This window comes from Bacillus sp. FJAT-49711, assembly GCF_018343715.1.
In the GTDB taxonomy this organism is placed as follows: domain Bacteria; phylum Bacillota; class Bacilli; order Bacillales; family Bacillaceae_C; genus Lederbergia.
The window spans coordinates 1294020-1320177 of the sequence record NZ_JAGYPL010000002.1; the positions used below are offsets into that span (position 1 = coordinate 1294020).

Consider the following 26158-nt stretch of genomic DNA (forward strand, 5'->3'; position numbering starts at 1 on the left):
AAAAGTGTATAGTACATATACGCCTGTTATTAACTATAACAATTAATGTAAAGGAGTACTTCATCCTTATGGAAGTACTCCATTTCATAAGGTAATAAGCCATTCAAATTTTCGCAGAAATAAAAAGTTAGTTGGTTTGTAAATCTATGAGAATTTAAGGAGGTAAGAAGAGTGAAACTCGATCAATATGAAAGAATCCGTCACGATTCACTAAAGTTATTCAATAAGGCGAATATTATTTTAACTGAAGAAGAGAAAAAAAACATAGAAGTCGCAGACTTAGGCTTAGGTAAAATAGAAAACACAGGGTTACAATTAGTTACTTATGTAAATACAGATCTAGTTTGTGCAAAGGAACTAGCTTTACTCCCAAATCAAACTTGTCCTGAACACAAACATCCAAAAAGAGAATTTGATGATGGGAAAGAAGAAACGTTCAGGTGTCGATTTGGAACAGTCTATCTTTATGTAGAAGGGGATAAAGTAAAAAATCTCTCCTCTCAGCCTCCAGAAGGTGATGAAGAATATTATACTGTTTTTAATGAGATCATCCTTCGCCCAGGGGAACAATATACAATCTTACCTAATACTCTCCATTGGTTTAAAGCAGGAAGTGAAGGAGCGGTTGTATCCGAATTTTCTACAAGAAGTACTGATGAAGATGATATATTCACGGATCCAAGGATTAAGAGAATACCTGAAATCAGTTAAGCAAAATGCATGAAGGGGACGTCCGGTCTTATTGGATATCCCTTTCATCCTATTATTCGATCTCCATCAACTCGTAGCTAACGGACTTCCTTTCGGATTAACCGCCATCCAGAGCTGTGGTGGCTCCTCCCAAGTTATTTTCTCCACTTTCCAAGATAATTCAACTCCCTCACTCGGCTCTATTTTATCGATTGCCTGAATGTGGTCGCGGTCTACTTCTAACCCTTCATTCACAAAGATTTCACCCATAACAGCAAACGCTGCCTTGTCACCCATATTCGTTGCAGTTGCTGTAACGTGTAAATACCATCGGATTCTTTTGTCGCTTCTGGGTCAGAGATGGTGACCCTAGCAAGCGCATTTTACGCTCTAATCAATTCGATAGTATTTATATATTTAGTTGAAGCTCTAGTGTCAAAGTTGTCACTGATTATTGCAGATGAATTGAGCCACGACTGCGGAGTTTTGATCCATTCATTGCGGATAAAAGAGCCACCATTTGCGGAACTCAGAGCCACAGCGTAGCTGCTTGCCATTGACTGTAACGTCCGATTCTTAGTATCCGTTGGAAGGGGGCGGGGCCCCACCAGCGGATGCTTAGAAGCGATTTGTCCGTGTTATCATGTTTGAGCAGGTGTGCCTATTAGGCATTATTTCTGCCACACTTGCGATAAATCCACCACACGGACAAAAGTTAAGTCAATGGTGGCGGAGTAGCGAATTTACTCTATATTTGGCAGTAGAGTAGCATTTACCCTTACTAATAGTGGCTCTTTTATCCGCACTAGCTGGCTCTATTGTCCGCAAACAGTGGCTCAAAACTCCGCACAGGTGGCTCATTCTGGCCGCAATACTCAGTCACATCATCAGTTGTAAAAATAACGATAAGCCTTACTTAAATTCTTTATTACTAATTTAGTTTTTCGAAACATTACATATCTTTAATCGTATATAAATTAACACTATTTTTTTCGGAAGGTGAGTGAAATGTCAAAAAACAATAAATCTCGAAACAATTTCACTTCTGGAATAGTTTTCGGTATGCTGATAGGAGTAGCTTTAGGGATGGCTTTAGATAATTTAGCAATTGGAATTGCGATAGGTGTTGCGATTGGAGCAGGAATAGGCAGTGCGAATAGCAAGAAGAAATAAAATGAAACTTTTCTATTCACTGACTTCAATTCCTCCACTGTGATGTATATCACATCATGATTTTTGTTTTATAATATATAATGTTATGAAAGACACTTCGGGAGGGATGAATGTGAAGGAACCTCGATTACAAACCGTCTATGATGAAATCGGTGGTGAGAAGATAGAGGAATTAGTAAATGCATTTTACCCTCGGGTTTATGCTGATCCAAATATAAGCCCGCTTTTTGAAGGGGATATGCATATTATTATGGAAAAACAAAGGAAGTTTTTGACACAGTTTCTTGGCGGTCCCGCCCTTTACAGTATGGAATATGGTCCACCTGCGATGAGACATCGCCATCTTCCTTTTGAAATAACACCAAGCAGGGCGAACAGCTGGCTTCGTTGTATGAAAGAAGCCTTTGATGAGGTCGGTTTAAGTAATCATCCAGCAGGTGAAATGTTTTTTAGCAGACTTACACAAGTGGCTGGGATAATGGTGAATTCCGAAGAGGATGATTGAAAAAGTCATCCTCTTCATAATGAAGCGAGGGAACATCAGTGGCAATGTTTTATAAAATTTTAGTTTTTATACATATATTTTCCGCAATTTTAGGAATGGGTCCTGGTTTTGTATTAAGTCTAATCGGAAAATCGGCGAAAACAATCACGGAGCTACGACATGCATATAAAATAAAAAACCGAGTTCATATTTTTGTCATGATTGGCGGAACAGCGTTACTCGTTTCGGGCTTGTTAATGGGTGCAATTAACACAAGCTTATTTCGTATGGGGTGGTACAATGTAAGTCTTTTTCTATTCTTACTTGCCCTCGCTATAGGACCAATCGTTCTATCACCTATTTCAAAACCACTTAAAGCAAAAATTGAAGCGCATGAAGGGGAAGAAATCCCTGAAGAGTATATTCGTGAAGGAAAGAGACTTGTTTTCTATGAAAATATTGAGAGTTTCATATTTTTAGTCATTATCGCGTTAATGATTTTAAAGCCGTTTTAGTGATTGTAGTAAGGTGCACAAAAAATTATTTGAGACATCCAATAGAAACGTGAATCGTCTAATAAGATGTGCCAAACTTCCAATAGAAACGTGAATCATCTAATAGAATGCATTGAACTGCAAATATAATCGTCAAACGGATAACAAACACGCCGGAACTATAAATAGAATCACAATATTATGCTAAAACCACTTGAAAAACGCACCATAACTAAAAAATCCTGAATGAATTTCCGTCTACGATATTTTACTCAAATAATCATTAATCGCTTCCCTATGGCTTCGAACCATGTTTTTGGGAAGCTGCTCAACTTTGAAATACTGAAGATTCAAAGATTCATCGCCGTCCAACGTCAAACATCCATCCAAAATATCCCTCGTCACGTACACAATTGTGACAACATAAAATTCATCACCATTTTGTGCTTTTACAAAATTCTCTGGTCCGGAGGAAACGGAGACTAGTTCTAACTCACCTATCACTAAACCCGTTTCTTCTAAAACTTCTCTTCTTGCACAATCCTCGGTAGATTCAGTTAGCTCCATTAATCCACCAGGCAATCCCCACACTCCGTATGGATAACTTCGTTGTTGCAGCAAAATTTTATTAACATCGTTTACAACTATAACGACAGCGCCGACTAATATTACAGGTCTTTTACCAACTAATGCGCGCAATTCTTTTACATAATCCATACGCAACCACCTTTCTCTTACCATTCATTATGCACAATTAAAGGAAGTCTGTCAGTGAGAGTGGATAAAACAAAAAAGCTGTCACGCATTTGACAGCCTTCTTCTTCAATCAAGCAATAAAAATATATCCATTTCCCCGGTTCCGTCCATGACGATTGTCAGCTGTATCGCCTTTTCATAGCCAGACAATGTTGTATTCCCTTCCATAATTGTAGGGGAAGTAATATCCGTTTTAATTCCATTTTCAACAATGATTGTTGATAAGCAGCCTGCGATCATATTACCGAGTTCTCCGCTGAAAGATGCGAGCATGTCCCCGTCTAACGACATTCCAAACATGACTTCACTGATCGAACTAAATACACCTGGATTTGAGGATAATATTAGGTTTCCTTTAATATCTCCTGTAATGCCTATCAAAACACCATATTGAAGATGTAATGATTTCCCGAGAAGCTGTGGTTTTTTTATTTCATGCTTTATCGGAACGACATTTTTGAATGATGTGAACGTGCCATTTAACAAGTCTCTAACCGTTCTATTTCTTTCTTCGATGGATATTGACAAATTTCGCACTCTCCTTTAATTAAAATAAGCTATTCTCAAAAGAATAGCCAAAAAGATTTTTATATTAACGACAATATAAAAAATCAACATTTGGTAACCAGGCGATCATAGTAATAGGAATAATGCCCTATAAAACCGTAGACCCTTAGCTTTGCGTCCTATCTTTTCAAATAGTTTGCCTTTTTCAATTTGAGTTATATGAGACTTTGTATTCAGTACTTTAGTATATATCACTTTTCAACAAAATTCTACATTATTTGCAAAAGTTAGCAATGAAAGAATTTAATGTAAATATGTTCTCTCTACATAATTCTGAATATAATGCGAAAAATAATATGCAAACACACCATATGTGGGAGATGATGCAATGAAAAGATATTTTATAATGCTCGTGGCAGTGGCTTTATTGTTTCCTTTTTTGACTATATCTCCTGTTTTTGCGGCAAAAAAACCGAAGACTATTTTAGAATATCACCATGATGTAACAGGTGATGGAATTCCCGAGAAGATTACTGTTTACGGTATTCCATTCAAAGATAACAAAGACTATTATCAAGAAGTATGGGCAGAAATAAATGTAAAAGGGAATCCAAAAGTAACGATCAATTATGAGGGTGGATTTGAACCGAAGCTAGAATTTGCTGATTTAAATCATGATGGTGTGGATGATATTCTTTATTCAAGTGCGACAGGGGGAAGTGGAGGACTTTATAATTATGCTTTACATACTGTGAAAGATGGAAAGCTTTATGAGCTGCCTCTCCCAGAACCAATTGATATCGAAAGCTCCTTTGAAAATAATTTCCAAGCAATAATGAAAATACAAGGAATCCATAATCCAATCCACTTAGATCTCTCGAGTCGGAAAGCAGACTATATCAGGTTAGGTCTTTATCAAAAAAATGGGGTATTGAATGAACCAACAGAGCTGATGATTGACCCGATTGCGCTCTTTAAAATAGTGAAAATAAAAGGGAAAGAAGGGTACGGCCTAAAAAGCTATCGGCAAGTGAGTGGAGCTTACCATGCGGATGGAATTGGGACAGTGGAAGTACTTTCGTATTTTGAAGATGGTAAATGGAATACGATTGATGTGCAATGGAAGCCTTCAAGTTAACCCGGTGAGAGGTAATTCTCACCGGATCTTTCTATTTCCAGCACCTATCAACTAGTTGAGATTTACATGGGTCAACATTAATAGGATTGGCATTCTTCTTATCGAGTACGAAGATCAAGCCACTTAATTTCATCTTCTGTCAATTTAATATCGGCAGCTTCTCTGCATGACACCATTTCCTGCTTGTTTTGCGGTCCAATAATGGCAGCAGTTGGGAAGCTTTGGTTTAATACATATGCTAAGCTGATTTGGATTGTTTCCACGCCTTTTTCTTTCGCAAGCTGTTCCGCACGGCGATAACGCTCCCAGTTGTCGTCGTTATAAAATACGCGTACTAAATCTTCATTAGAGCGATCTTCAGGTGTGAATCTTCCAGTGAAGAATCCGCGAGCTTGTGAAGACCATGAAAACAGAGGCATATTGCTTCCTTCATGCCAAGCAAGCATTGGATCATCAACAGATACACATCCTGCCCAATATGGTTCTTGTGCCTTAGCAAGACTTAAGTTAGGGCTGCTAAATGAAAAACCGACTAAACCATGCTTTTCCGCATAGTCATTTGCTTCTTGAAGTCTTTCGAATGACCAGTTAGATCCACCAAAAGCTCCGATGCGTCCAGCTTCAACGTGAGCATTTAGTGTTTCTAAGATTTCTCCGACAGGCACTTCTGGGTTATCGCGATGAAGAGCATATAATTCAACATAATCTGTACGAAGTCTTTCTAAACTGATTTTTAGTTCTTCATCAATTGCTTGTTTGCTGACACGTGGGCCTTCATGATTTGGATGAGCCCCTTTTGTTAAAATGATAACATCATCGCGGCGCTTGTTTTCTTCCATCCAAATACCGATGGCTTCTTCACTTTTTCCACCATAGTAAATGTAGGCAGTATCAATCGTATTTCCGCCAATTTCCAAATAATTGTTTAAAACATCTGTCACAAGGTCCATTTTTTCCGGAGTGAAATAATCGGAACCCATAACTAGACTTGATATGTCTTTATCTACACCTTTAACTCGGATACTTTTCATGCGTTCATCCCCTTAATTTAAAATAATTCTTTCTTTCTTTTCCGCAGATTCTAAAGCTGCTTTTACTGCTCTCATATTTTTAATAATATCATCATATGGGAATGCAATAGGTTTCCCATCGAGTACGCTTTCTGCAAAACGATCAGCCTGCAGCTTATAAGAATTAACATTGTCATCTGGAACGGTTTCAATTTTCCCGCCCTTGATTATTTCATACGATTGATCACCAAGAAATGCAGCTTTTAAAACAATTCTTCCGTCAGAACCGAGTATTTCTAATTCATTACGGAACTCAGCCCACATCGCACAGTCGAATGTCAATGCTACTCCATTAGAAAATTCCATTAAACCTGACGCCATCATATCGACATTGTCGTGTTCAGGCGAGAAAAATGCGTGCGTCGTAACAGCCTGGGGTTCTTCATCTAGTATTAGACGAGCTGCACTTATTGGATAGCAGCCGACGTCATATATGGCTCCGCCGCCCCATTCTTTTGTATAGCGAATATTATTGTAATCACCGGCATTATTAAAGGTAAATACCCCATGGAGTCCACGGACTTCACCGATTTCCCCATTTTTAATCCGGTTTTTAATATCTTCATACCTCTTTTGGTGGCGATACATGAAAGCCTCGGCGAGGACCACACCGGCTTTTTCACATGCTTCAACCATTTCTTTTGCTTCTGCCTCATTTAACGCAATCGGCTTTTCGCATAAGATATGTTTCCCTGCTTCAGCAGCTTTGATGGTCCATTCCTTATGTAAGTGATTTGGCAGCGGGATATAAACGGCATCGATTTCTGGATCGCTCAATAATTCTTCGTAGCCTCCGTAAGCTTTTTCGATCCCTAACTCATCAGCAAAGCTTCTAGCGTTTTCTAATGATCTACTAGCTACTGCAATCACTTCGCTGCGCTCTGATTCTTGGATTCCAGGTATAACAGAACGTTTACCAATACTAGCTGTACTCATAATTCCCCAGCGAACTTTCCTATTTGACATCTACATAATCCCCTCCTTTTAAAAAGTAGTATAGCATAAACTAGTCTTATCGCCATCTAATTTGTCATCGTTTTCATGATTGAAATATAAAAATTCATAGGAGCATCCAATTATGTCAAATTATTGAAATGTTGGAAAGGACTGTTGCATTTAAGAAGTAACCATAGTATATTATAAATGAAAAGAGATAGTGAAATAATTCACAAACTTACAAAGCATCATATCACATAAAGCACTTATAAATTTTTTTAAACAATAATGTGAAGTATTTCACAAATACTCTTTATCAAAAAAATGGAGTGATTAAAATGAAAAAACTATTCGATGAAAGAGTCATTGGCATCTTATGGGCAGTCTTAAGAATATGGCTCGGAGTACAATGGTTGCAGGCAGGCTGGCACAAAGCATTTGGAGGTTTTGATGCAACAGGATTCTTACATGGAGCAATTGCAAAAGCTGGAGGAGAGGCACCAATCGTTCAAGGCTGGTATGCAGCGTTTTTAGAAAATGTCGCCTTACCAAACGTAAAATTATTTAACGTCATGATTGCATGGGGCGAAGTATTAGTCGGCATTGGATTGATCCTTGGTGCATTAACTATTCCAGCACTCATAGCAGCAGGTATTATGAATCTAAACTTCCTCTGGGCAGGAACGATTGCTACGAATCCAACATTGTTAGTAACGGCATTTGTTCTACTAATCGCTTGGAAAGGTGCAACATATTGGGGAGTTGACCGGTTCTTAATCCCAACAGTGAAAAAAGCCATTCAAAATCGTAATCAACATAAAATGACTAAAACGCCAAACGTTCATGCCGGTCAAAATGCATAAAGTTTGATAAAAGAATCGCTACTCACAAAGGGCGGTTCTTTTATTTTGCAAAAAAACACATGTATTCGCTATAAATCTTCTTTTTTTTGCCGATAAAAAGGTTGCGAGGATTTTTTATTTTAACAACACAAGGACGTGTTTAAATGGAACTGCATCATGCTCCCTGTATACTGCTTTTTAACAAACAAAATCAATCCTTTACCCCAATTAATGATCGAAATAGAATCTTTGAGCAATATCATGCGTCTGTGACACCAAAGCTATTAAAAATGGAAATAGACAGTGGGGCAGAGGTTGAATTAATGATTGGAGATCATCTTTTTGAAGTGACGGCTAACTCCCTTTCAAAAAATGACTGTCTTTTTATTCTTTTACCTTATATCGAAAAGGGTTTGTTTGAAGCGGTTGAAATGGAAAAAACATTAAGGGATCAGCAACAACGACTTTTTGAATTAGCTAAAGCAAAAACCCTTTCTAAAGCGGAGATTCAATCGATGCTACGGGAAATATGTGAAACCATTTCAATCTTATTAAATTGTGATCGAGTGGGCATCTGGATTTTTAATGAGGATCAGACGATTTTAACATGCCGCAATTTATATGATCGACAATCGCATAGACATCTTTTAGGTGTTGAAATGCATTCCACAACTATGCCGCGCTATTTTAAAGAAATTGTTAAAAATAGATCTTTAGCTGTTACTGACACGGAAACGGATTTGCGTGTCCAAGAGCTGAAAGATGGATACTTCCAACAAATGGGCAATATTAAATCACTACTAGATGTACCTTTGATTTTAAGTAAAGGAATCGGCGGAGTTTTGTGCTGTGAGTCTTTTTCAATAAAACCTTGGTCCGAGTTAAATCAAACAATCGCGGGTATGCTTGCGGATATGGTTAGTTTCATATTCGAGCGGTTGAATTGGATTGAAGTGGAAGGGAAAATGCTGGAGCTGGCGTATACGGATCCTTTGACAGGGCTTTCAAATCATCATGCTTTTCTTGAACAAGTAAATGCGAAAATGAAAGAACTAAAACCTGGTGAAAAAAGATTGATCGTTTATTTACAGCTCGATCAGTTTAATAGTATTCAAGACGTCCTTGGTTATAGCAGCGGGGATGAAGTGCTATTGACTACCGCAAGGCGGCTACAAGAATCCATTCAATCAAAAGGACTTGTATCTCGGATCGGTTTTGGCCACTTCGCTTTATTTTTACCTGCAAATTCAGAAGGTGAAATGAAGTGTGTAAGTATGGAGGAGATTGCCAATCGCCTTCATGCACCAATGTTTATTCAAGGGCAGGATGTATATGTTACACATAGTTATGGAATAAGTATTTACCCTGATCACGGAAAAGATGCGAATAAATGCATCCAAATGGCCCAAGTTGCGTTAAATACTGCAAAGAAAAAGCATGCAAGATCTGTTCAAGCAAGATTTACTGAAGATATGATTAATATGAGAGAAGATGATCTTCTAGCGGAAATGAACTTGCGTAAAGGACTTGATTCCAATGAGTTTGAACTATATTATCAACCAAAAATAAATAGTTTTACTGGTGATATTATAGGATTTGAAGCATTAATCCGTTGGAATCATCCGGAAAAAGGACTAATTCCGCCGCTTGAATTTATCGGATTGGCAGAATCGACAGGACTTATTATGGCAATCGGGGAATGGGTGATTGTTCAGGCCTTCGTTCAGCTTGAAAAATGGAAAAATAATGGAGATCAGGAATATACACTTTCTATTAATATATCACCGCGCCATTTCCTGCATTCAAGGTTAAATCGCTTTTTAAATGAATGCTTGGATAAATATGAAATTAACCCACGTCAGCTCGTTATTGAAATAACTGAAAATGTAGCGATGGAAGACTTTGAAAAAGTTAGAAATAAGATGATGGAATTACAAAAGCTTGGCTTTTCAGTAAGTATCGATGATTTTGGAACAGGTTTTTCCGCCTTTCATTATTTGCAGCATTTCCCAATCCAAGAAATAAAGATTGATCGGCAATTTATAAGGGACATTGCCAACAACGAAGTTAGCAAAGGAATTGCCAAAACGATTATAGACTTGGCGAACTTGTTAAAATTGAATGTTGTCAGTGAGGGTGTGGAAACAATTGAACAGTGGAAAACACTAAAAAAACTCGGCTGTCCCCAGTTGCAAGGTTTTTATTTTTCAAAACCAATGCCAATCAATGAACTTCAAGCTTGGCTAATTAATCATCAACGAGACGGACTAACTTTACATTAAAAGTAAAAATAAAAAGAGCCCCCAGTCAGTCTTAGGGGCTTTTTCTTTGAGATTTCTACTTATTTTTGGAGCCCATATTTTTAAATTGATTCACCAATTTGTTGCGAGACTTTTCGTTTCTGAGTAAATAGGCTGCACCAAGTGCTAATGTGGTAAAAATCGCTTTATTTTTCATGGTCGCTTATCTCCTTTTAAGTAGATTTCTCATATCTTCTTATTCCCTATTTCTAATGGAATAAACGAATTCTCGACATTTCCCGGGAAATGTCGAGAGAAATGAAGTTGCTCTCAGCTTCTATTTTTACCAGTAGTAAGGGTAAGGATACGGATAGCCATATCCATAGCCGTAAGGGCCAGCTAGTAGAGAGCCTGCTGCAAGGCCACCTACAAAGCCTAATGGAAATCCTCCAAATCCGAAACCAAATGGTCTTCCAAAACCAAATCCAAATGGACGGCCAAACCCGAATGGCCTTCCAAACCCGAATGGTCGACCAATCCTTCTTTCATCGTGATATCCCATTAGAATGGGATCATACCCATGTATATGTTCGTAATGATTCACGTGGCATCCTCCTATTTATTTATTGGGTGAACTTCACTCCATCATATGCGGAATATGAAGCTTTGGAGCAAATAGGAAGACTAAATGGGCACTTGTCTAAAACAGAAAGGAGACTGGTGAATTCACCAGTCTCCCGGACCCTTTAGGGGGTCTCCACTCCATGGTCCACTTTGCAACCACCAATATCGTACTTCATAAGAAACCACTCCTTTGATGGAAAAGTGATATATGGAGTTGTACTAATCCTTTTCCCGAATTCGATTAAATAAAACATATATTTTGTAAAAAGTGGGGATTTAGTAGAAAAAAGTTTGTTTATATTGATCATTACAATATTGATGATAGTATCACTTTCTGTACTTCAATTTTCAAAACCTATATCGTTTATATTTATATCTCTATTAAAGAGGAAAGTTTTAATAACCAGAAGAGCGTATAAGAATAGAATTTGGATGAAAGTATGCATTAATTGCATATTTGAGAGCTAAAAACAGGTCTGGTGAAAAGCTAAAATATATGCAGTTAATGTTTTTGGAGATGCACGAGGTTTGCAGTAGTCCATGATATATAAGCATAACATTCAAAAGATGTACTATATTCTTGAGGATGAAATTCTTAAACCTAAACAAATGGAAATGATTGCCGATATTACAAATATATAATATTTAAACTGGTACGAAGGGGAGAGGCCAATGGTGGGACAAGTTGGAGGCGGTCTATCGGTAAATGTAACGTATAAGGAACCAGTAGTAGTCAAGGCGGAAGAAGTAGTGGCTGCTCAAGTGCAGAAACAAGAAGGAGAAAAAATACAATCAGCATCTACTATAATGCCAATGGAACAAGTAGAAAAAGTGGTCAACAGCATGAACGACTTTTTAAAAGCTTCACCTTCTACTCATTTAAAGTTCCAGTATCACGATAAGCTGAACGAATATTACGTGACGATTGTCGATGAAGTCTCTCAAGAAGTCGTTAAGGAAATACCAGCAAAAAGAATGCTTGATATATTTGCGGCGATGACCGAATATTTGGGGTTAATGGTCGATAAAAAAATCTAATCTGTTGCGAATTGGAGGTATAGCAGATGAGAATTGCAGGTCTTGCAAGTGGCATGGACATTGAATCCATGGTTAAAGATTTAATGAGGGCAGAACGCATGCCCCTTGATAAATTAAAACAAAAAAAGCAAATCCTTGAATGGCAGCGCGACGACTATCGTGCATTAAACACAAAACTGCTGTCGTTTAGAGATAAGCTTGCTAACTTAAAGCTAACACCAAACTACCGTGCGCGAACTGTAACTTCGTCCAATGATGCCTATGTTTCGGCTACGGTGACGAGTGGTGCCTCGCAGGCTTCGTATTCTATTTCTGAGGTAAAACAGTTGGCGAGAGCTGCTATAAAGGTAACAAATAACAAAATTTCAAGTGACTCGAATAAAATTGATCCTACTAAAAGTCTTGTGAGCCAGCAAGGGGTATTTGGAAATGATATTGTCTGGCAACAAGGTGTTGTAGAAACAAAAACATTTAATATTAAAGAGGCTGGGCAAGAAGTAAAGCTTGATTTATTTGGTGGTAATATCCAACCAGGTGCGAATATTAAGGTTAACGGAAAAACGCTTGAAGTTGTAATGGAAAATCCGAGCGCAGGCCAAGTAGCTATAGGTACTGATGGTTTATTAACTTTCGGAACACCTTTGGAAAAAGATAGCGTTGTAAAGGTAGATTATGCTATTAACAGAAAAACAGAAAGTATCGATGTAGCAGATGATGTTCCATTAAATGTGATTAATCTCGGAAGATCCGTTAAAGAGGATGTTGAGATTACAGTAACATTAGATGATGGAAGAACGATTAATTTAAAAAAAGGTAATCAAGTCGAAAACGCTGAGGGTCTTTTTGAACTTATCGATGAAAATGATAATAATAAGGTATATGGAAAAATAATTTTATCTACGGGTTCTATCCATTTTGATAAATCATTTAAAGTTGACGAAAATGGGGATCCAACAATTGGTGTACCTTCTAAATCTAATATTGAAATATCCTATACACAAAATTACGCATCATTCGATATCAAAACGCAGACATCCAAAGGCGAAGTAAATGAAAAGATCTTTATAAACGAAAATGATACTCTAAACAGTGTTATTCGAAAGGTAAACGAATCTACAGCAGGCGTTACAATGTTTTACGATTCTTTTGCCGATAAAGTGACCTTAACAAGAAAAGAAACTGGAAAGTTTGGTAATGAGAATCAAGAGGAAATTTCCGTTACTGGACAATTTATTAATGATGTCTTGGGATTTGCTCAAAGTAATTATACTGACGGGCAAAACGCTGTTTTCAAGATTAATGGACTGGAAACTCAACGCAATAGTAACACTTTCGAAATGAGCGGAGTCACTTTTACCCTTAAACAAACATTCGAAGCAACAGCTGGTGTCCAACCGGTTTCTATCTCAATCGCAAATGACACAAATCAAGTATTCGAAAACATTAAAGCATTTGTCACACAATATAATGAATTAATTGCTGAGATTAATGGTAAGTTAAATGAGGATCGATATCGCAGCTATAAACCATTAACTGATGATGAACGTGAAGAATTGTCCGAGAAGCAGCAGGAAAAGTGGGAAGAGATGGCAAGGAGTGGCCTGCTGAAAGGGGACACTGTTCTTTCCAGCGTTTTATCAAGCATGAGATTGGACATGTCCAGCGTGGTTGAAACGAATGGTCTTTTTAGACAGCTTGCCAGTATTGGCATTAAAACGACTGCCAATTATTTAGAAGGCGGGAAGTTGGAAATCGATGAGGCTAAGTTGAAGGAAGCCATTGAAAATGATCCGCAATCTGTTGAAAACTTATTCCGCGGCGATGGAACGACATCTGATCGTGGAGTCGTGCATAGACTATATGACACGGTCGATGCCTCAATGAAAAAGTTGCAGGAAAAAGCAGGACGGGCAACTTCTACGAATCAACAATTTACGATTGGCCGAGAGCTTGACAATGTAGGTAAAGGAATCGATCGTTTTGAGCAAAAGTTAAAGTTGACGGAGGATCGCTATTGGCGTCAATTTACCGCTATGGAAAAAGCGATTCAACAAGCAAATCAACAATCCGCGTATTTAATGCAACAGTTTGGGGGCTTTTAGGTAGTCATCAGAAAGAATGAGTCCTTAAAAATGAGGAGTGAACATAATGGCAAGCGCAAATCCTTACCAAGCTTATCGTACTAACGCTGTTACGACAGCCTCCCCCGGTGAGCTTACATTAATGCTTTATAATGGTTGTTTAAAATTTATGAACATGGCGAGAAAGGCTATTGACTCCAATGATATTGAAGGGAAAAATACGAATATCCAAAAAGCCCAAAATATTATTACCGAGTTAATGGTTACTTTAAATATGGATATGGACATTTCTAAAAATATGATGGCTCTTTATGATTATGCCAATCGTCGATTAATCGAAGCAAATATTCATAATGACCTTGACATGATTCAAGAAGTTGAGGAACTCATCACTGAATTTCGTGATACGTGGAAGCAAGCCATTCAAATGAATCGGCAGATGCAACATGCAGTTGGAGGCAGTGGGGTTTAATGAATGCTGTCGAAAAATGCGTGGAGATTACTGAAGTAATAATAACTCTTACGAAATCAAGCTCAAACGATCGAGACGAGATCATCAGTGAGATTGAGCGGTTATTAGACCAACGGTCAGAATGGCTGGCTAAATTTAAAAGTCCGTTTTCCGAGAAAGATCAATTGGTCGGAAAACGACTCATCATGTTAGACAAGGAAATGACGAATCAATTAAAAAAGATCCAGATGGATATTCAAAAGGATATGAATGGACTGGAACAAAGAAAGATATCCGCAGAACGATACGCCAATCCATATGCAGCTACCGAACAAGTGGATGGAATATTTTACGATAAAAGAAAATAAAAATTTTTAGTCAAATTTCACGTTTTCGACAAAATTTTTATTGAAAACAGGCAGGATTTTTAAGTTGTATATAGAAGTATATATACATAGCATTATAAAAGGAGGAGTTATATATGCTGAAATTCCAAATACGTGGTGAAAACATCGAGGTCACAGAGGCAATTCGTGATCATGTTGAAAAGAAAGTTGGAAAACTTGAGCGTTACTTTAATGAAACTCCTGAGGCAAATGTACATGTAAACTTAAAAGTGAATCCTGATAAAAGATCTAAAGTTGAAATTACCATTCCTATTCCGCAACTGACGCTTCGTGCAGAAGAAGTAAATAATGATATGTACGCAGCGATTGATTTAATTGTTGATAAACTAGAACGACAAATTCGTAAACATAAAACGAAAGTAAATCGTAAGTTCCGTGAAAAAGGAAACACGATTGAATTTTTCAATACAAGTGCTAATGGAGCGGCTCAACTGGAAGAAGAAGATGACGAAATGACCATTGTCCGCACGAAACGCTTTGACCTAAAGCCAATGGATAGTGAAGAAGCGGTACTGCAAATGAATATGCTCGGGCATAGCTTCTTTATCTACACAGACGCTGAAACGGATGGAACGAATATCGTATACCGTAGAAAAGACGGGAAATATGGGCTAATTGAAACAAATTAATAAATAAATTAAAGCATGCAGCTTAAAGGCTGTATGCTTTTTTTATAATAACAGTAGTAATTATTAATCAATTAATTTAGAATTTATAGTAAGGGTTTACATTACTCAATATGGAGAAGGGATGCAAGGACAAATATATATTATATGGGGTATGAAAGATATAAAAAAATTACTAGGGAGAATGTTAAATGAAAACAGATCATCAATACTATCCTTACCCATCGCAGAGAATGACTGTTCATGGGCAAAAAGGGATGGTGGCCACGACCCAACCATTGGCGGCACAAGCGGGATTGAGGGTAATGCAACAGGGCGGAAATGCCATTGATGCAGCAATCGCTACGGCTGCCTGTCTTACGGTTGTTGAGCCCAATTCTACAAGTCTAGGCGGTGATTCCTTCGCTCTCGTATGGACGAATGGAGAATTGCACGGACTAAATGCGAGTGGGCCGGCTCCAAAAAGCATTTCTATCGAGAAAGTGAAAGAGATGGGACACGAGAATATGCCAGGAATCGGGGTGCTTCCCATCACGGTTCCTGGAACACCCGCTTCATGGGTTGCTTTGTCAAAGCGTTTTGGAAAACTGCCTTTAACTGAGGTTTTAAAGCCAGCCATTGAATATGCCCGCGATGGTTTTCCGGTATCGTCCGAGATTGGAAAGTTTTGGGATATACGCTTTCATGAATATACTGAAAAGTTCAAAAGTGAGGAATTCAAAGAGTGGTTTAATATATTTGCCCCTAATGGAAGGGCTCCAGAAATTGGAGAGATTTGGAGGTCACCTGACCATGCCGACACTTTACAAACCATTGCAGAAACAGATGGTGAGGCTTTTTACAAGGGAGAGCTTGCGGAAAAAATGGCCCAATGTGTGGCAAAATACAATGGATTTCTAACAGTAGATGACCTTGCTGCATATGAACCTGAGTGGGTTGAGCCTATAAAGGTCAACTATAAAGGCTACGATGTTTGGGAGATCCCGCCAAATGGACAAGGAATTGTCGCATTAATGGCTTTGCAAATGTTAAAGGATTTTGATTTTGCGGCGAAGGATTCGGTTGATGCGTATCATAAGCAAATTGAAGCAGTGAAATTGGCGTATATGGATGGATTAAAATATATTACCGATCCGAAAAGCATGAAAGTTACGGAAAAGGAACTGCTTTCTGAGGAGTATGCGGCGTCAAGACGCGCTCTTATAAATGAACAAGCGATTCTTCCAGAAGCGGGCGAACCTGTCCCAGGTGGGACGGCATACTTAGCTACCGCAGATGGAGAAGGCAATATGGTTTCCTTTATTCAAAGTCATGCAGGTGATTTCGGCTCTGGTATAGTCGTGCCAGGTACAGGAATTTGTATGCAAAATAGAGGCAGTGGGTTTTCTTTAGATCCTGATCACCATAATGCATTAGAAGGTGGGAAGAAAACCCTCCACACGATTATTCCTGGTTTTATTACAAAAGATAATGAACCAGTGGGGCCATTTGGTGTTATGTGTGGAATGATTCAACCACAGGCTCATGTACAAGTTGTCATGAATCTAGTCGATTTCTTATTAAATCCGCAAGCTACTTTGGACGCTCCGAGATGGAGATGGATTAAAGAAAAAATTATCGAGGTGGAACCGCAATTCCCTGATCATATCGCAAAAGCTTTAGTGCGAAAAGGACATATTGTCCAGCGTGCTGTCGATTCTGGAATGTTCGGAAGAGGACAAATTATTTGCAGGGATCCGAAGACAGGGATATTAGCCGGGGGAACAGAGCCAAGGGCCGATGGCAGTATTGCAGTTTGGTAACTTAATATATTTGAAAATAAGGATAAAGTCCATTGCTTTATCCTTATTTCCTTTTCTATTTTTTCCCTACATAGTAAAATGAAATTTATGTTATGAATAATAAAACATTTCTGCTATTTGATATAACATTAATGAGGAAATCGATTTTATCTAATAAAAAAGTGTTATAGGTTAGTAATGTGAAACTCTACCCTCGAGTTTCTATAAACCAATTTTTGTAGTAATATCCAAAATGAAAGAAGGAAGCGCGAGTATGAATTTGGATCATTTATATCAACCTTATACATCTCAACGTACAACGGTTTTTGCAAAAAATGGGATGGTGGCAACTTCACAACCATTAGCTGCTCAAGCAGGATTGGATATATTAAAAAAAGGTGGAAATGCGATTGATGCAGCGATAGCGGCAGCAGCGGCACTGACTGTCGTTGAGCCGACCTCTAATGGAATTGGAGGAGATGCATTCGCACTCGTTTGGACGAAAGGGAAACTTCACGGTTTAGATGCTAGTGGTCCTGCTCCGCAATCCATTAGTCTTGAAAAAGTTAAAGCACGTGGATATGAAAAAATGCCTACGCATGGCGTGGTTCCGATTACCGTTCCTGGTGTACCATCTGCTTGGGTTGAGCTTTCTAAAAAATTTGGTAGACTTCCTTTAACTGAAACGCTGGAACCAGCGATTCAATATGCGGAGGAAGGCTTTCCGTTGACACCTGTTTTAGGAAAGTATTGGAGGCTTGCATACAATCGATTTTTAGATTTATTTTCAACGAAGGAAGAATTTAAGCCTTGGTTTGAAACTTTCGCGCCAAATGGAAGAGCACCAGAAATTGGTGAAATATGGCGTTCGCGAGGTCATGCAGCAACATTAAGAGCGATTGCCAATACGAATGCAGAAAGTTTTTACAGAGGAGAGCTTGCTGAAAAAATAACTTCATATGTAAAAAAACATAACGGTTTTCTTTCAATGGAAGATTTAATTTCGTATAAAGCGGAATGGGTAGAGCCTATCTCGGTAAAATATCGTGGATATGATGTTTGGGAAATTCCTCCAAGTGGACAGGGAATTGTTACACTTATGGCACTAAATATTGCGAAAGGCTTTAATTTTACAGAAAAAGATAATGTAGAAACGTATCATAAACAAATAGAAGCGATGAAGCTCGCATTTATGGACGGAAAAGCGTTTATTACAGACCCTGAGCATATGCCAATTAGCGTGGAGCATCTTCTGTCTGAGGAATATGCCGAAAAACGCAGGCAGGAAATAGGCACTGAAGCGATAGAACCTAGCGCAATTGAGCTTCCGAAAGGCGGTACTGTTTACTTGGCAACAGCCGATTGTGATGGAAATATGGTTTCTTTCATTCAAAGTAACTATATGGGTTTTGGTTCAGGGATTGTCGTTCCGGATACAGGAATAGCTTTACAAAATCGAGGCCATGACTTTTCCTTGGATGAACAGCATCCGAATGCATTGAAGCCCGGGAAGAAATGCTACAACACAATTATTCCTGGATTTTTAACGAAAGACGGCGAGGCAGTTGGTCCTTTTGGTGTAATGGGTGGATTTATGCAACCACAAGGCCATTTTCAAGTCGTTTCGAATACAATTGATTTTCATTTGAATCCACAAGCGGCTCTCGACGCTCCGCGCTGGCAATGGACAGAAGGGAAAAAAGTTGTGTTAGAACCGAATTTCCCTCTCCATATTGCACAAGCTTTAGCTCGTAAAGGCCACCAAGTACAATTGTCCGTTGACAGTGGCAGTTTTGGACGTGGCCAAGCCATTTGGCGTAATCACGAAACTGGCGTTTTGATGGGCGGAACTGAGTCGCGCACGGATGGATCGATTGCTGCTTGGTGAAATGATTGTTCTTATCAAGGAGTAAAAGTGACTTAGTCGGGTGTAAGCGTGGCTTATCCGAGAGTAAAAAATATATTTAGAAATTAGAAAAACGAATGAAATTTAACTAAAAACACAAGTAAGCTGCAAATCACGTAGTGCTTCTAGTAAAGGCGGTTTTATCATGAAACAAAAAGATATTTTTATTGCATTTTTTCGTTCAGGCATGCTTGGTTTTGGAGGAGGGCCGTCAGCGATTCCCCTCGTTCACAGAGAAGTTGTTCTTATATATAAATGGATGAACGACGAAGAATTTTCTGATGTTTTAGCGCTTGCCAATGCATTACCAGGACCGATCAATACGAAAATGGCCGGCTACATCGGATGGAGAGTCGGTGGATTTTGGGGAATGATGAATGCTTTATTTGCGACCTCGATTCCAACCGTCGTATTAATGATCTTATTTTTGACCCTTTTAACAGCCCATAAGGATAAGCCTTGGGTGGCAGGAATGTCTAAAGCTGTATTGCCTGTAGCAGGTGTATTGCTCGGTGTATTAGCTTGGGACTTTATCGTAAAATCGAAGAAAACGCTCGGATGGCTCTGGGGTACCATCCTTATTCTGACGAGTGTGATCGTATTGGAGTTTCTTCATATTCATCCAGGAATTTTAATCGCCGCTCTTCTTACTGCAGCAATTGTTTTAGGGAGTAGGAAGAAGGATAAGCAAGAAAGGAGAGGCCAATCATGATTTACTGGCAAATTTTCCTTGCATTTTTTATTCCAGGAATTCTTGGCTATGGGGGAGGGCCATCTTCCATCCCTCTCATTGAAAATGAAGTAGTAGGGACGTATGGATGGCTCACTGTTCACGAATTCAGTGAAGTGCTTGCTCTTGGGAATGCACTCCCAGGCCCAATCGCGACAAAAATGGCAGGATATATTGGCTATCAACAGGCAGGTGTGCTCGGAGCTGCCGTCGCACTATTTGCAACAGTAGCCCCATCTATGATACTCATGATTATGTTGCTCGGTCTTTTACTAAAATATAAACATTCTCCTCAAGTAAAAAAAATGACGCAGCTTGTCAGACCTGCAATTGCTGTCTTACTCGGCATCATGACTGTGAATTTTTTCGTCAACTCGATTTCGTCGGGAGGTGCAGGATATCTCCACACCACTATTATCGGGATTGCAAGTCTATTATTATTAGAAAAGTGGAAAATCCATCCTGCTTATGTCATTGGGGGGGCACTTGTCTACGGGGCCATCTTCCTGTAAAAAAATAGGAATCGATCCTCAGGCAATGCGTTTGTTGTCATGAAAAGCCGATAGTGTTAAGATTAGTAAGCAGATATAGTTATTTTGAGCTACATTCATGCAACGTATCCTGTATTTTATTTTTGCCTGAATTTTATTTGTAAGGGAGCGTTATATATGGTTGCATTTTTAAATAAATTATTTGATCCTAATACACGGGAAATAAAGCGCTTGGAAAAGTTCGCGGAAAGCATCCAAGCATTCGAATCAGAAATGGAAAATAAATCGGATGATGAATTACGCGATAAAACTGCAGAATTTCAGGAAAGATATCAAAAAGGGGAAACACTTGATAGTCTTTTAGTAGAGGCGTTTGCGGTTGTTCGTGAAGGCGCACGTCGTGTGCTGGGTCTTTATCCTTATCCAGTTCAGCTTATGGGGGGAGCTACCCTCCACGAAGGAAACATCGCTGAAATGAAGACTGGGGAAGGTAAAACGCTGACGGCTACGATGCCTGTTTATTTAAATGCGCTTACTGGTAAAGGCGTGCACGTCGTAACAGTAAACGAATACTTAGCGAATCGTGATGCCACGGAAATGGGAGAACTTTATCAGTTTTTAGGACTGACAGTCGGTCTTAATTTAAATAGTATGTCCAAAGAAGAAAAACAAGAAGCATATGCAGCAGATATTACGTATGGTACTAATAACGAGTTTGGGTTTGACTACCTTCGTGATAATATGGTTCTTTATGCAGAGCAAAGGGTACAAAGACCTCTCCACTATGCGGTTATTGACGAGGTTGACTCGATTTTAATTGACGAAGCGAGAACACCATTAATTATTTCGGGGCAAGCTCAAAAATCAACACAATTGTATTTGCAAGCCAATTCTTTCGTCTACATGCTAAAAAAAGAAGAAGATTATACGTATGATGAAAAAACTAAAGGGGTTCAGTTAACAGAAGAGGGGATTAATAAAGCTGAACGCGCCTTTAAAATCGATAACCTTTTCGATATTTCACATGTGACATTAAATCACCATCTAAACCAAGCGTTGAAAGCACATGCAAGCATGCATCTCGATGTAGATTATGTTGTCCAAGAAGGCGAAATCATCATCGTTGACCAATTTACAGGTCGCCTTATGAAAGGGCGCCGTTTCAGTGATGGGCTCCATCAAGCCATTGAAGCGAAAGAAGGCGTCGAAATTCAAAATGAATCGATGACGATGGCTACTATTACATTCCAGAACTACTTCCGGATGTATGAAAAACTCGCAGGGATGACAGGTACTGCCAAAACGGAGGAAGAAGAATTCCGTAATATTTATAATATGCGAGTTATTGCAATTCCTACGAACAAACCGATTACGAGGGATGACCGTGCGGACTTAATTTATTCATCTATGGATGGGAAATTTCGTGCAGTTGTAGAAGATATAGCCGAACGCCACCGTCTTGGCCAACCCGTTCTTGTTGGTACAGTCGCAATTGAAACATCGGAGCTTATTTCAACGCTTTTATTAAAAAAAGGCGTAAAGCATAATGTATTGAATGCGAAGAACCACGGTCGTGAAGCGGATATTATTGTAGAAGCAGGACAACAAGGCGCTGTTACGATCGCGACAAACATGGCTGGCCGCGGTACTGATATTAAATTGGGAGACGGCGTAAAAGAGCTGGGCGGATTAGCGGTTATCGGTACAGAACGACATGAATCACGAAGGATTGATAATCAGTTAAGAGGACGTTCTGGTCGTCAAGGAGATCCAGGGATCACGCAATTTTATTTGTCTATGGAAGACGAATTAATGAGACGATTCGGATCAGACAATATGAAAAACATGATGCAAAAACTTGGAATGGATGATTCTCAGCCGATTCAAAGCCGAATGGTTTCCAAAGCGGTCGAATCTGCACAGAAGCGTGTTGAAGGTAATAACTTTGATGCTCGGAAACAACTACTTCAATATGATGATGTTTTACGTCAACAACGTGAGATTATTTATCAGCAGCGAAATGATGTAATGGAATCGGAAAATCTTCGTGACATCGTCGAGAAAATGATTGCTTCAGTTATTGGTCGCGCCGTTTCTGCCCATACCCCTTCGCATGAAGAAGAGGAACAATGGAATTTACAAGGTATTATTGATTATGTAAATGCCACTTTACTTCCAGAAGGAGATATTACTGCAGATGATTTAAAGCGAAAAGATCCAGAAGAAATGACTGACTTCATTTTTGAAAAGGTAAAAATTCGCTATGATCAAAAAGAAGAGTATTTGTCACCGGAGCAAATGCGTGAGTTTGAAAAAGTTATTTTACTGCGTTCCGTCGATTCAAAGTGGATTGACCATATTGATGCAATGGAACAGCTAAGACAAGGTATTCATTTGCGTGCATACGGTCAAATTGATCCGCTGAGAGAATATCAAGCTGAAGGGTTTGCGATGTTTGAAAGCATGGTTACAGCGATCGAGGAAGATACTGCCAAATACGTTATGAAGGCGGAAATTCGCCACAACTTGGAGCGTGAGGAAGTTGCAAAAGGTCAAGCTGTAAACCCGAAAGAAGAAGGCGGAGAAGTAAAAAGAAAGCCGGTTCGGAAAGAAGAAAGTATCGGACGGAATGCCCCTTGCCCATGTGGAAGCGGAAAAAAATATAAGAACTGCCATGGAAGATTGGCGTAGTTTTATATAGAAAAAGGTCATCTAAGAAATCCCAAATTTTGAGGTGGTTGTAAATGGAATTATTTGAAGTAAGAATGGAACTAGAAAAAACGGCTAATCGTCTAGCCGATTTCAGGGGGTCTCTTTGACTTAGAAGAAAAGGAGACACGAATTGCAGAGTTGGAAGAAAGAATGCTGGAACCTGGATTTTGGGACGATCAACAGTCAGCCCAAACAGTAATCAATGAAGCAAATTCGCTGAAAGATCTCGTCGGTGAGTACAAAGAATTGCTTGAAACTCAAGAAAATCTCGAGCTCACTCACGAACTCGTAAAAGAAGAAAATGATCCAGAATTAGAAAACGACCTCCAATCAGAGCTGCACGAACTTATCGGACGTTTAAATGATTTTGAGTTACAGCTTTTATTAAGTGAGCCCTATGATAAAAATAATGCCATTCTTGAGCTTCACCCTGGTGCAGGTGGAACGGAATCCCAAGATTGGGGTTCTATCCTATTACGTATGTACACTCGCTGGGCGGAGAAAAAAGGTTTTAAAGTAGAAACACTCGACTACTTGGCGGGTGATGAAGCTGGGATTAAAAGCGTTACGCTATTAATTAAAGGCCATAATGCCTATGGCTATTTAAAAGCTGAAAAAGGCGTGCATCGTCTCGTTCGTATATCACCTTTTGACTCTTCAGGCCGCAGGCATACATCATTCGTTTCCTGCGATGTCATGCCAGAGTTTACGGATGATATTGAAATTGATATTCGAACTGAAGATTTAAAAGTCGATACGTACCGTTCTAGTGGAGCTGGTGGACAGCACGTTAATACAACAGATTCTGCTGTCCGGATTACCCATATTCCTACAGGCACGGTTGTAACATGTCAGAACGAAAGATCGCAAATTAAAAACCGTGAACAAGCAATGAATATGCTGAAGGCTAAACTTTATCAGCGTGAAATTGAACAAAAAGAAAAAGAATTAGCCGAAATTCGCGGAGTACAAAAAGAAATTGGCTGGGGAAGTCAAATTCGCTCATACGTTTTTCACCCGTATTCAATGGTAAAAGACCACCGGACGAACACCGAGGTTGGAAACGTTCATGCAGTAACCGATGGCGATATTGATATTTTTATCAATGCATTTTTAAGATCGAGAATATAATGGATGGAAGTGGCCGTACGTATTGTGCGGCTGCTTTTTATTTTGGAAGCTTGTAAAGTTGGTAAGCATTTCCTACAATTAAGATATTACATAAAAGAGGATGTGGAAAATGAAACCGAGAGTTGAAAGTTTGCCGTTGAAAGTGTCTAGGATTTTAAATAGAAGGAAGGTGTTATCAGCAGAGGAAGCTGCCCGACTGATGAGAGATGAAAAAGGCTATGAAGGTGAGCTGCTTTTTGATGACAGAGTGGAAAAATTATCGAAAGAATGGTTAGTGCTCAACGATTTACAGCTAGAAAGTAATAATACCAACTTTCAAATCGATTCATTCCTAATAACCCAAAAACCAATGCTATTTGAAATCAAAAACCACGAAGGAGACTATTATATAGAAGGTGATAAATGGTACTACATTAATGGTGATGTAGTCCCAAACCCAGTAAATCAATTGGAAAGAACTGAATCACTTTTACAGCGCCTACTTCAGGACCACGGCTTTAATATCCCAATCGAAGCTTATATCATCTTTGTTAATCCTAATTTCCACTTATATAATGCTCCAAGAAATCTACCAATAAAATATCCCGCCCAATTAAATCGTTTTTTCAATAAACTCGATAAAAATCCAATAAAAGTAAATGAATATCATATGAGATTAGCGAAGAAACTAATCTATCTCCATAAAAATGTATCCCCTCGTACAATATTACCAAAATATAGTTACAACGACCTGCGTAAAGGAATAACATGTACCCATTGCCATTCATTTAATCTCGAGAGCAAAAAGATGGCTTTATTTTGTAAAAATTGTGGGACGATAGAAAATATCTCTTCAGCAATTTTACGTAGTGTCGATGAATATACACTTCTTTTTCCAGAACGAAAAATTACGATAAGTAATATTCTTGATTGGTGTAATGGGATAAGAACAAGAAACACAATTCGAAACATATTATTAAAACAGTACACCCTTAAGTACAATGGAAAAGCTTCCTACTATGAAAAAACAAGTAAATAACACCGTTTGACAAGAGAAATCATTATTTACAAATACAGCGCGCAATCATCAGATATGCTCAGTACCAAGTTGATTTGTCACAAATGCAGCGCGCAAGAGTCGGATGCGCTCAGTACCAAGTTGATTTGTCACAAATGCAGCGCGCAAACCTCGGATACGCTCAGAACCAAGTTGGTTTGTCACAAATACAGCGCGCAAACCTCGGATACGCTCAGTACCCAGTTGATTTTTTACAAATACAGTGCACAAACATCGGATGCGCTCAGAACCAAGTTGATTTGTCACAAATACAGCGCACTAACATCGGATACGCTCAGAACCAAGTTGATTTGTTACAAATACAGCGCGCAAGAGTCGGATGCGCTCAGTACCGAGTTGATTTGTCACAAATACAGCGCGCAAGAGTCGGATGCGCTCAGTACCGAGTTGATTTGTTACAAATGCAGTGCGCAAGAGTCGGATACGCTCAGAACCAAGTTGAATTGTCACAAATGCAGCGTGGAAGAGTCGGATGCGCTCAGTACCAAGTTGATTTGTCACAAATACAGCGCGCAAGAGTCGGATACGCTCAGTACCAAGTTGATTTGTCACAAATGCAGTGCGCAAGAGTCGAATACGCTCAGTACCAAGTTGATTTGTTACAAATGCAGCGCGCAAAAGTCGGATACGCTCAGTACCAAGTTGATTTGTCACAAATACAGCACGCAAGAGTCGGATACGCTCAGTACCAAGTTGAATTGTCACAAATACAGCACGCAAGCATACGCCCAGGACAAGCTAATTTTGTCACAACGCTCCGCCCAAGAGTCATGTATGCATCGAATTGATCAAC

General features: G+C 39.0%; 27 protein-coding genes and 1 riboswitch. Of the genes, 19 read left to right on the forward strand and 8 right to left on the reverse strand.

All coding sequences use genetic code 11. From position 1 onward, the window contains the following. Nucleotides 1-171 precede the first annotated feature (171 nt). Nucleotides 172-711 (forward strand): D-lyxose/D-mannose family sugar isomerase, encoded by a 540-nt coding sequence (locus KHA96_RS13515; protein ID WP_213129782.1) that lies wholly within the window; start codon nt 172-174, stop codon nt 709-711. 66 nt (nt 712-777) lie between these two features. Here KHA96_RS13515 and KHA96_RS13520 read toward each other — a convergent pair whose 3' ends face one another. Further along, on the reverse strand, nt 778-987 hold the full coding sequence (locus KHA96_RS13520; RefSeq protein WP_213129783.1) for a hypothetical protein: 210 nt from the start codon (nt 985-987) through the stop codon (nt 778-780). Nucleotides 988-1698: 711 nt separating this feature from the next. On the opposite strand from KHA96_RS13520, the gene KHA96_RS23555 reads away from it, so the two are divergent. The 3 genes from KHA96_RS23555 (at nt 1699) to KHA96_RS13530 (ending at nt 2862) form a co-directional block, all read left to right on the forward strand. Continuing rightward, nucleotides 1699-1863, forward strand: a complete 165-nt coding sequence (locus KHA96_RS23555; protein WP_481748233.1) for a glycine zipper domain-containing protein — start codon at nt 1699-1701, stop codon at nt 1861-1863. 112 nt (nt 1864-1975) lie between these two features. Further along, the gene (locus tag KHA96_RS13525; protein ID WP_349305750.1) at nt 1976-2368 is read left to right on the forward strand and encodes a globin domain-containing protein; all 393 of its coding nucleotides are present in this window, start codon (nt 1976-1978) and stop codon (nt 2366-2368) included. 44 nt (nt 2369-2412) lie between these two features. After that, nucleotides 2413-2862: a DUF2269 family protein gene (locus KHA96_RS13530; protein WP_213129965.1), complete on the forward strand. Its 450-nt coding sequence runs from the start codon at nt 2413-2415 to the stop codon at nt 2860-2862. Between the two features lie 237 nt (nt 2863-3099). Here the strand turns inward: KHA96_RS13530 and KHA96_RS13535 are convergent, their stop codons facing one another. After that, entirely contained in the window at nt 3100-3558 is a 459-nt protein-coding gene (locus KHA96_RS13535) for an NUDIX hydrolase (RefSeq protein WP_213129785.1), read from the reverse strand. 105 nt (nt 3559-3663) lie between these two features. After that, nucleotides 3664-4125: a chemotaxis protein CheX gene (locus tag KHA96_RS13540; protein ID WP_213129786.1), complete on the reverse strand. Its 462-nt coding sequence runs from the start codon at nt 4123-4125 to the stop codon at nt 3664-3666. Nucleotides 4126-4214: 89 nt separating this feature from the next. After that, a riboswitch (cyclic di-GMP riboswitch) is annotated at nt 4215-4315 on the reverse strand. Between the two features lie 177 nt (nt 4316-4492). Between KHA96_RS13540 and KHA96_RS13545 the strand changes: the two genes are divergently transcribed. Beyond that, nucleotides 4493-5242, forward strand: a complete 750-nt coding sequence (locus KHA96_RS13545; protein ID WP_249315514.1) for a hypothetical protein — start codon at nt 4493-4495, stop codon at nt 5240-5242. Between the two features lie 98 nt (nt 5243-5340). Here KHA96_RS13545 and KHA96_RS13550 read toward each other — a convergent pair whose 3' ends face one another. Together KHA96_RS13550 and KHA96_RS13555 are read right to left on the reverse strand one after the other, a co-directional pair. Continuing rightward, complete coding sequence (locus KHA96_RS13550; protein ID WP_213129787.1) at nt 5341-6273, reverse strand: aldo/keto reductase; 933 nt, start codon at nt 6271-6273, stop codon at nt 5341-5343. A 12-nt stretch (nt 6274-6285) separates the two neighbouring features. Continuing rightward, nucleotides 6286-7278 carry a Gfo/Idh/MocA family protein gene (locus KHA96_RS13555; protein WP_213129788.1) on the reverse strand — a complete coding sequence of 331 codons (993 nt, stop codon included), beginning with the start codon at nt 7276-7278 and terminating at the stop codon, nt 6286-6288. A 308-nt stretch (nt 7279-7586) separates the two neighbouring features. On the opposite strand from KHA96_RS13555, the gene KHA96_RS13560 reads away from it, so the two are divergent. Both KHA96_RS13560 and KHA96_RS13565 read left to right on the forward strand, forming a co-directional pair. After that, the gene (locus KHA96_RS13560) at nt 7587-8111 is read left to right on the forward strand and encodes a DoxX family protein (protein WP_213129789.1); all 525 of its coding nucleotides are present in this window, start codon (nt 7587-7589) and stop codon (nt 8109-8111) included. Nucleotides 8112-8254: 143 nt separating this feature from the next. Further along, nucleotides 8255-10372, forward strand: coding sequence for a sensor domain-containing phosphodiesterase (locus KHA96_RS13565; RefSeq protein ID WP_213129790.1), 2118 nt, complete (start codon nt 8255-8257; stop codon nt 10370-10372). Nucleotides 10373-10673: 301 nt separating this feature from the next. Here KHA96_RS13565 and KHA96_RS13570 read toward each other — a convergent pair whose 3' ends face one another. Beyond that, entirely contained in the window at nt 10674-10892 is a 219-nt protein-coding gene (locus KHA96_RS13570) for a hypothetical protein (RefSeq protein WP_213129967.1), read from the reverse strand. Nucleotides 10893-11626: 734 nt separating this feature from the next. On the opposite strand from KHA96_RS13570, the gene flaG reads away from it, so the two are divergent. The 12 genes from flaG (at nt 11627) to KHA96_RS13630 (ending at nt 25326) form a co-directional block, all read left to right on the forward strand. Next, nucleotides 11627-11992 (forward strand): flagellar protein FlaG, encoded by a 366-nt coding sequence (gene flaG / locus KHA96_RS13575; RefSeq protein ID WP_213129791.1) that lies wholly within the window; start codon nt 11627-11629, stop codon nt 11990-11992. A 26-nt stretch (nt 11993-12018) separates the two neighbouring features. Next, nucleotides 12019-14094, forward strand: a complete 2076-nt coding sequence (fliD, locus tag KHA96_RS13580; RefSeq protein WP_213129792.1) for a flagellar filament capping protein FliD — start codon at nt 12019-12021, stop codon at nt 14092-14094. A gap of 46 nt (nt 14095-14140) precedes the next feature. Beyond that, nucleotides 14141-14545 carry a flagellar export chaperone FliS gene (gene fliS / locus KHA96_RS13585; RefSeq protein ID WP_213129793.1) on the forward strand — a complete coding sequence of 135 codons (405 nt, stop codon included), beginning with the start codon at nt 14141-14143 and terminating at the stop codon, nt 14543-14545. Further along, the gene (fliT, locus tag KHA96_RS13590) at nt 14545-14892 is read left to right on the forward strand and encodes a flagellar protein FliT (RefSeq protein WP_213129794.1); all 348 of its coding nucleotides are present in this window, start codon (nt 14545-14547) and stop codon (nt 14890-14892) included. Before fliS ends, fliT begins: the two co-directional genes overlap by 1 nt. Before the next feature lie 113 nt (nt 14893-15005). Continuing rightward, nucleotides 15006-15560, forward strand: a complete 555-nt coding sequence (hpf, locus tag KHA96_RS13595) for a ribosome hibernation-promoting factor, HPF/YfiA family (RefSeq protein ID WP_249315515.1) — start codon at nt 15006-15008, stop codon at nt 15558-15560. Nucleotides 15561-15748: 188 nt separating this feature from the next. Beyond that, nucleotides 15749-17359 carry a gamma-glutamyltransferase gene (gene ggt / locus KHA96_RS13600; RefSeq protein ID WP_213129795.1) on the forward strand — a complete coding sequence of 537 codons (1611 nt, stop codon included), beginning with the start codon at nt 15749-15751 and terminating at the stop codon, nt 17357-17359. 253 nt (nt 17360-17612) lie between these two features. Further along, a complete protein-coding gene (ggt, locus tag KHA96_RS13605; RefSeq protein ID WP_213129796.1) occupies nt 17613-19226 on the forward strand; it encodes a gamma-glutamyltransferase in 1614 nt (537 codons plus the stop codon). 163 nt (nt 19227-19389) lie between these two features. Next, the gene (locus KHA96_RS13610; protein ID WP_213129797.1) at nt 19390-19956 is read left to right on the forward strand and encodes a chromate transporter; all 567 of its coding nucleotides are present in this window, start codon (nt 19390-19392) and stop codon (nt 19954-19956) included. After that, nucleotides 19953-20486 (forward strand): chromate transporter, encoded by a 534-nt coding sequence (locus KHA96_RS13615; RefSeq protein WP_213129798.1) that lies wholly within the window; start codon nt 19953-19955, stop codon nt 20484-20486. Before KHA96_RS13610 ends, KHA96_RS13615 begins: the two co-directional genes overlap by 4 nt. A 156-nt stretch (nt 20487-20642) precedes the next feature. Then, nucleotides 20643-23156, forward strand: coding sequence for a preprotein translocase subunit SecA (secA, locus tag KHA96_RS13620; protein WP_213129799.1), 2514 nt, complete (start codon nt 20643-20645; stop codon nt 23154-23156). Between the two features lie 53 nt (nt 23157-23209). Beyond that, nucleotides 23210-24308 (forward strand): peptide chain release factor 2 gene (gene prfB / locus KHA96_RS13625; RefSeq protein WP_213129800.1). Its coding sequence is split into 2 segments (ribosomal slippage): nt 23210-23281 and nt 23283-24308, totalling 1098 coding nucleotides; the frame shifts between segments, so codons are not numbered across the junction. A 109-nt stretch (nt 24309-24417) separates the two neighbouring features. Then, nucleotides 24418-25326 (forward strand): nuclease-related domain-containing protein, encoded by a 909-nt coding sequence (locus tag KHA96_RS13630; protein WP_213129801.1) that lies wholly within the window; start codon nt 24418-24420, stop codon nt 25324-25326. Nucleotides 25327-25374: 48 nt separating this feature from the next. On the opposite strand, the gene KHA96_RS13635 is transcribed toward KHA96_RS13630, so the two are convergent. Together KHA96_RS13635 and KHA96_RS13640 are read right to left on the reverse strand one after the other, a co-directional pair. Further along, nucleotides 25375-25611 (reverse strand): hypothetical protein, encoded by a 237-nt coding sequence (locus KHA96_RS13635; protein WP_213129802.1) that lies wholly within the window; start codon nt 25609-25611, stop codon nt 25375-25377. A gap of 12 nt (nt 25612-25623) precedes the next feature. Next, the gene (locus KHA96_RS13640) at nt 25624-26085 is read right to left on the reverse strand and encodes a hypothetical protein (RefSeq protein WP_213129803.1); all 462 of its coding nucleotides are present in this window, start codon (nt 26083-26085) and stop codon (nt 25624-25626) included. Nucleotides 26086-26158: the final 73 nt, after the last annotated feature.

Excerpts from the sequence above, each read along its gene's own strand:
- ggt (WP_213129796.1), top strand. The coding sequence starts at position 17,613 with ATGAATTTGGATCATTTATATCAACCTTATACATCTCAACGTACAACG.
- secA (WP_213129799.1), top strand. The coding sequence starts at position 20,643 with ATGGTTGCATTTTTAAATAAATTATTTGATCCTAATACACGGGAAATA.
- KHA96_RS13550 (WP_213129787.1), bottom strand. The coding sequence starts at position 6,273 with ATGAAAAGTATCCGAGTTAAAGGTGTAGATAAAGACATATCAAGTCTA.
- KHA96_RS13615 (WP_213129798.1), top strand. The coding sequence starts at position 19,953 with ATGATTTACTGGCAAATTTTCCTTGCATTTTTTATTCCAGGAATTCTT.
- fliD (WP_213129792.1), top strand. The coding sequence starts at position 12,019 with ATGAGAATTGCAGGTCTTGCAAGTGGCATGGACATTGAATCCATGGTT.
- KHA96_RS13555 (WP_213129788.1), bottom strand. The coding sequence starts at position 7,278 with ATGTCAAATAGGAAAGTTCGCTGGGGAATTATGAGTACAGCTAGTATT.
- ggt (WP_213129795.1), top strand. The coding sequence starts at position 15,749 with ATGAAAACAGATCATCAATACTATCCTTACCCATCGCAGAGAATGACT.
- KHA96_RS13570 (WP_213129967.1), bottom strand. The coding sequence starts at position 10,892 with ATGGGATATCACGATGAAAGAAGGATTGGTCGACCATTCGGGTTTGGA.
- KHA96_RS13565 (WP_213129790.1), top strand. The coding sequence starts at position 8,255 with ATGGAACTGCATCATGCTCCCTGTATACTGCTTTTTAACAAACAAAAT.
- KHA96_RS13610 (WP_213129797.1), top strand. The coding sequence starts at position 19,390 with ATGAAACAAAAAGATATTTTTATTGCATTTTTTCGTTCAGGCATGCTT.
- KHA96_RS23555 (WP_481748233.1), top strand. The coding sequence starts at position 1,699 with ATGTCAAAAAACAATAAATCTCGAAACAATTTCACTTCTGGAATAGTT.
- KHA96_RS13545 (WP_249315514.1), top strand. The coding sequence starts at position 4,493 with ATGAAAAGATATTTTATAATGCTCGTGGCAGTGGCTTTATTGTTTCCT.
- hpf (WP_249315515.1), top strand. The coding sequence starts at position 15,006 with ATGCTGAAATTCCAAATACGTGGTGAAAACATCGAGGTCACAGAGGCA.
- KHA96_RS13630 (WP_213129801.1), top strand. The coding sequence starts at position 24,418 with ATGAAACCGAGAGTTGAAAGTTTGCCGTTGAAAGTGTCTAGGATTTTA.
- KHA96_RS13530 (WP_213129965.1), top strand. The coding sequence starts at position 2,413 with ATGTTTTATAAAATTTTAGTTTTTATACATATATTTTCCGCAATTTTA.
- fliT (WP_213129794.1), top strand. The coding sequence starts at position 14,545 with ATGAATGCTGTCGAAAAATGCGTGGAGATTACTGAAGTAATAATAACT.
- fliS (WP_213129793.1), top strand. The coding sequence starts at position 14,141 with ATGGCAAGCGCAAATCCTTACCAAGCTTATCGTACTAACGCTGTTACG.
- KHA96_RS13560 (WP_213129789.1), top strand. The coding sequence starts at position 7,587 with ATGAAAAAACTATTCGATGAAAGAGTCATTGGCATCTTATGGGCAGTC.
- KHA96_RS13535 (WP_213129785.1), bottom strand. The coding sequence starts at position 3,558 with ATGGATTATGTAAAAGAATTGCGCGCATTAGTTGGTAAAAGACCTGTA.
- KHA96_RS13520 (WP_213129783.1), bottom strand. The coding sequence starts at position 987 with ATGGGTGACAAGGCAGCGTTTGCTGTTATGGGTGAAATCTTTGTGAAT.
- flaG (WP_213129791.1), top strand. The coding sequence starts at position 11,627 with ATGGTGGGACAAGTTGGAGGCGGTCTATCGGTAAATGTAACGTATAAG.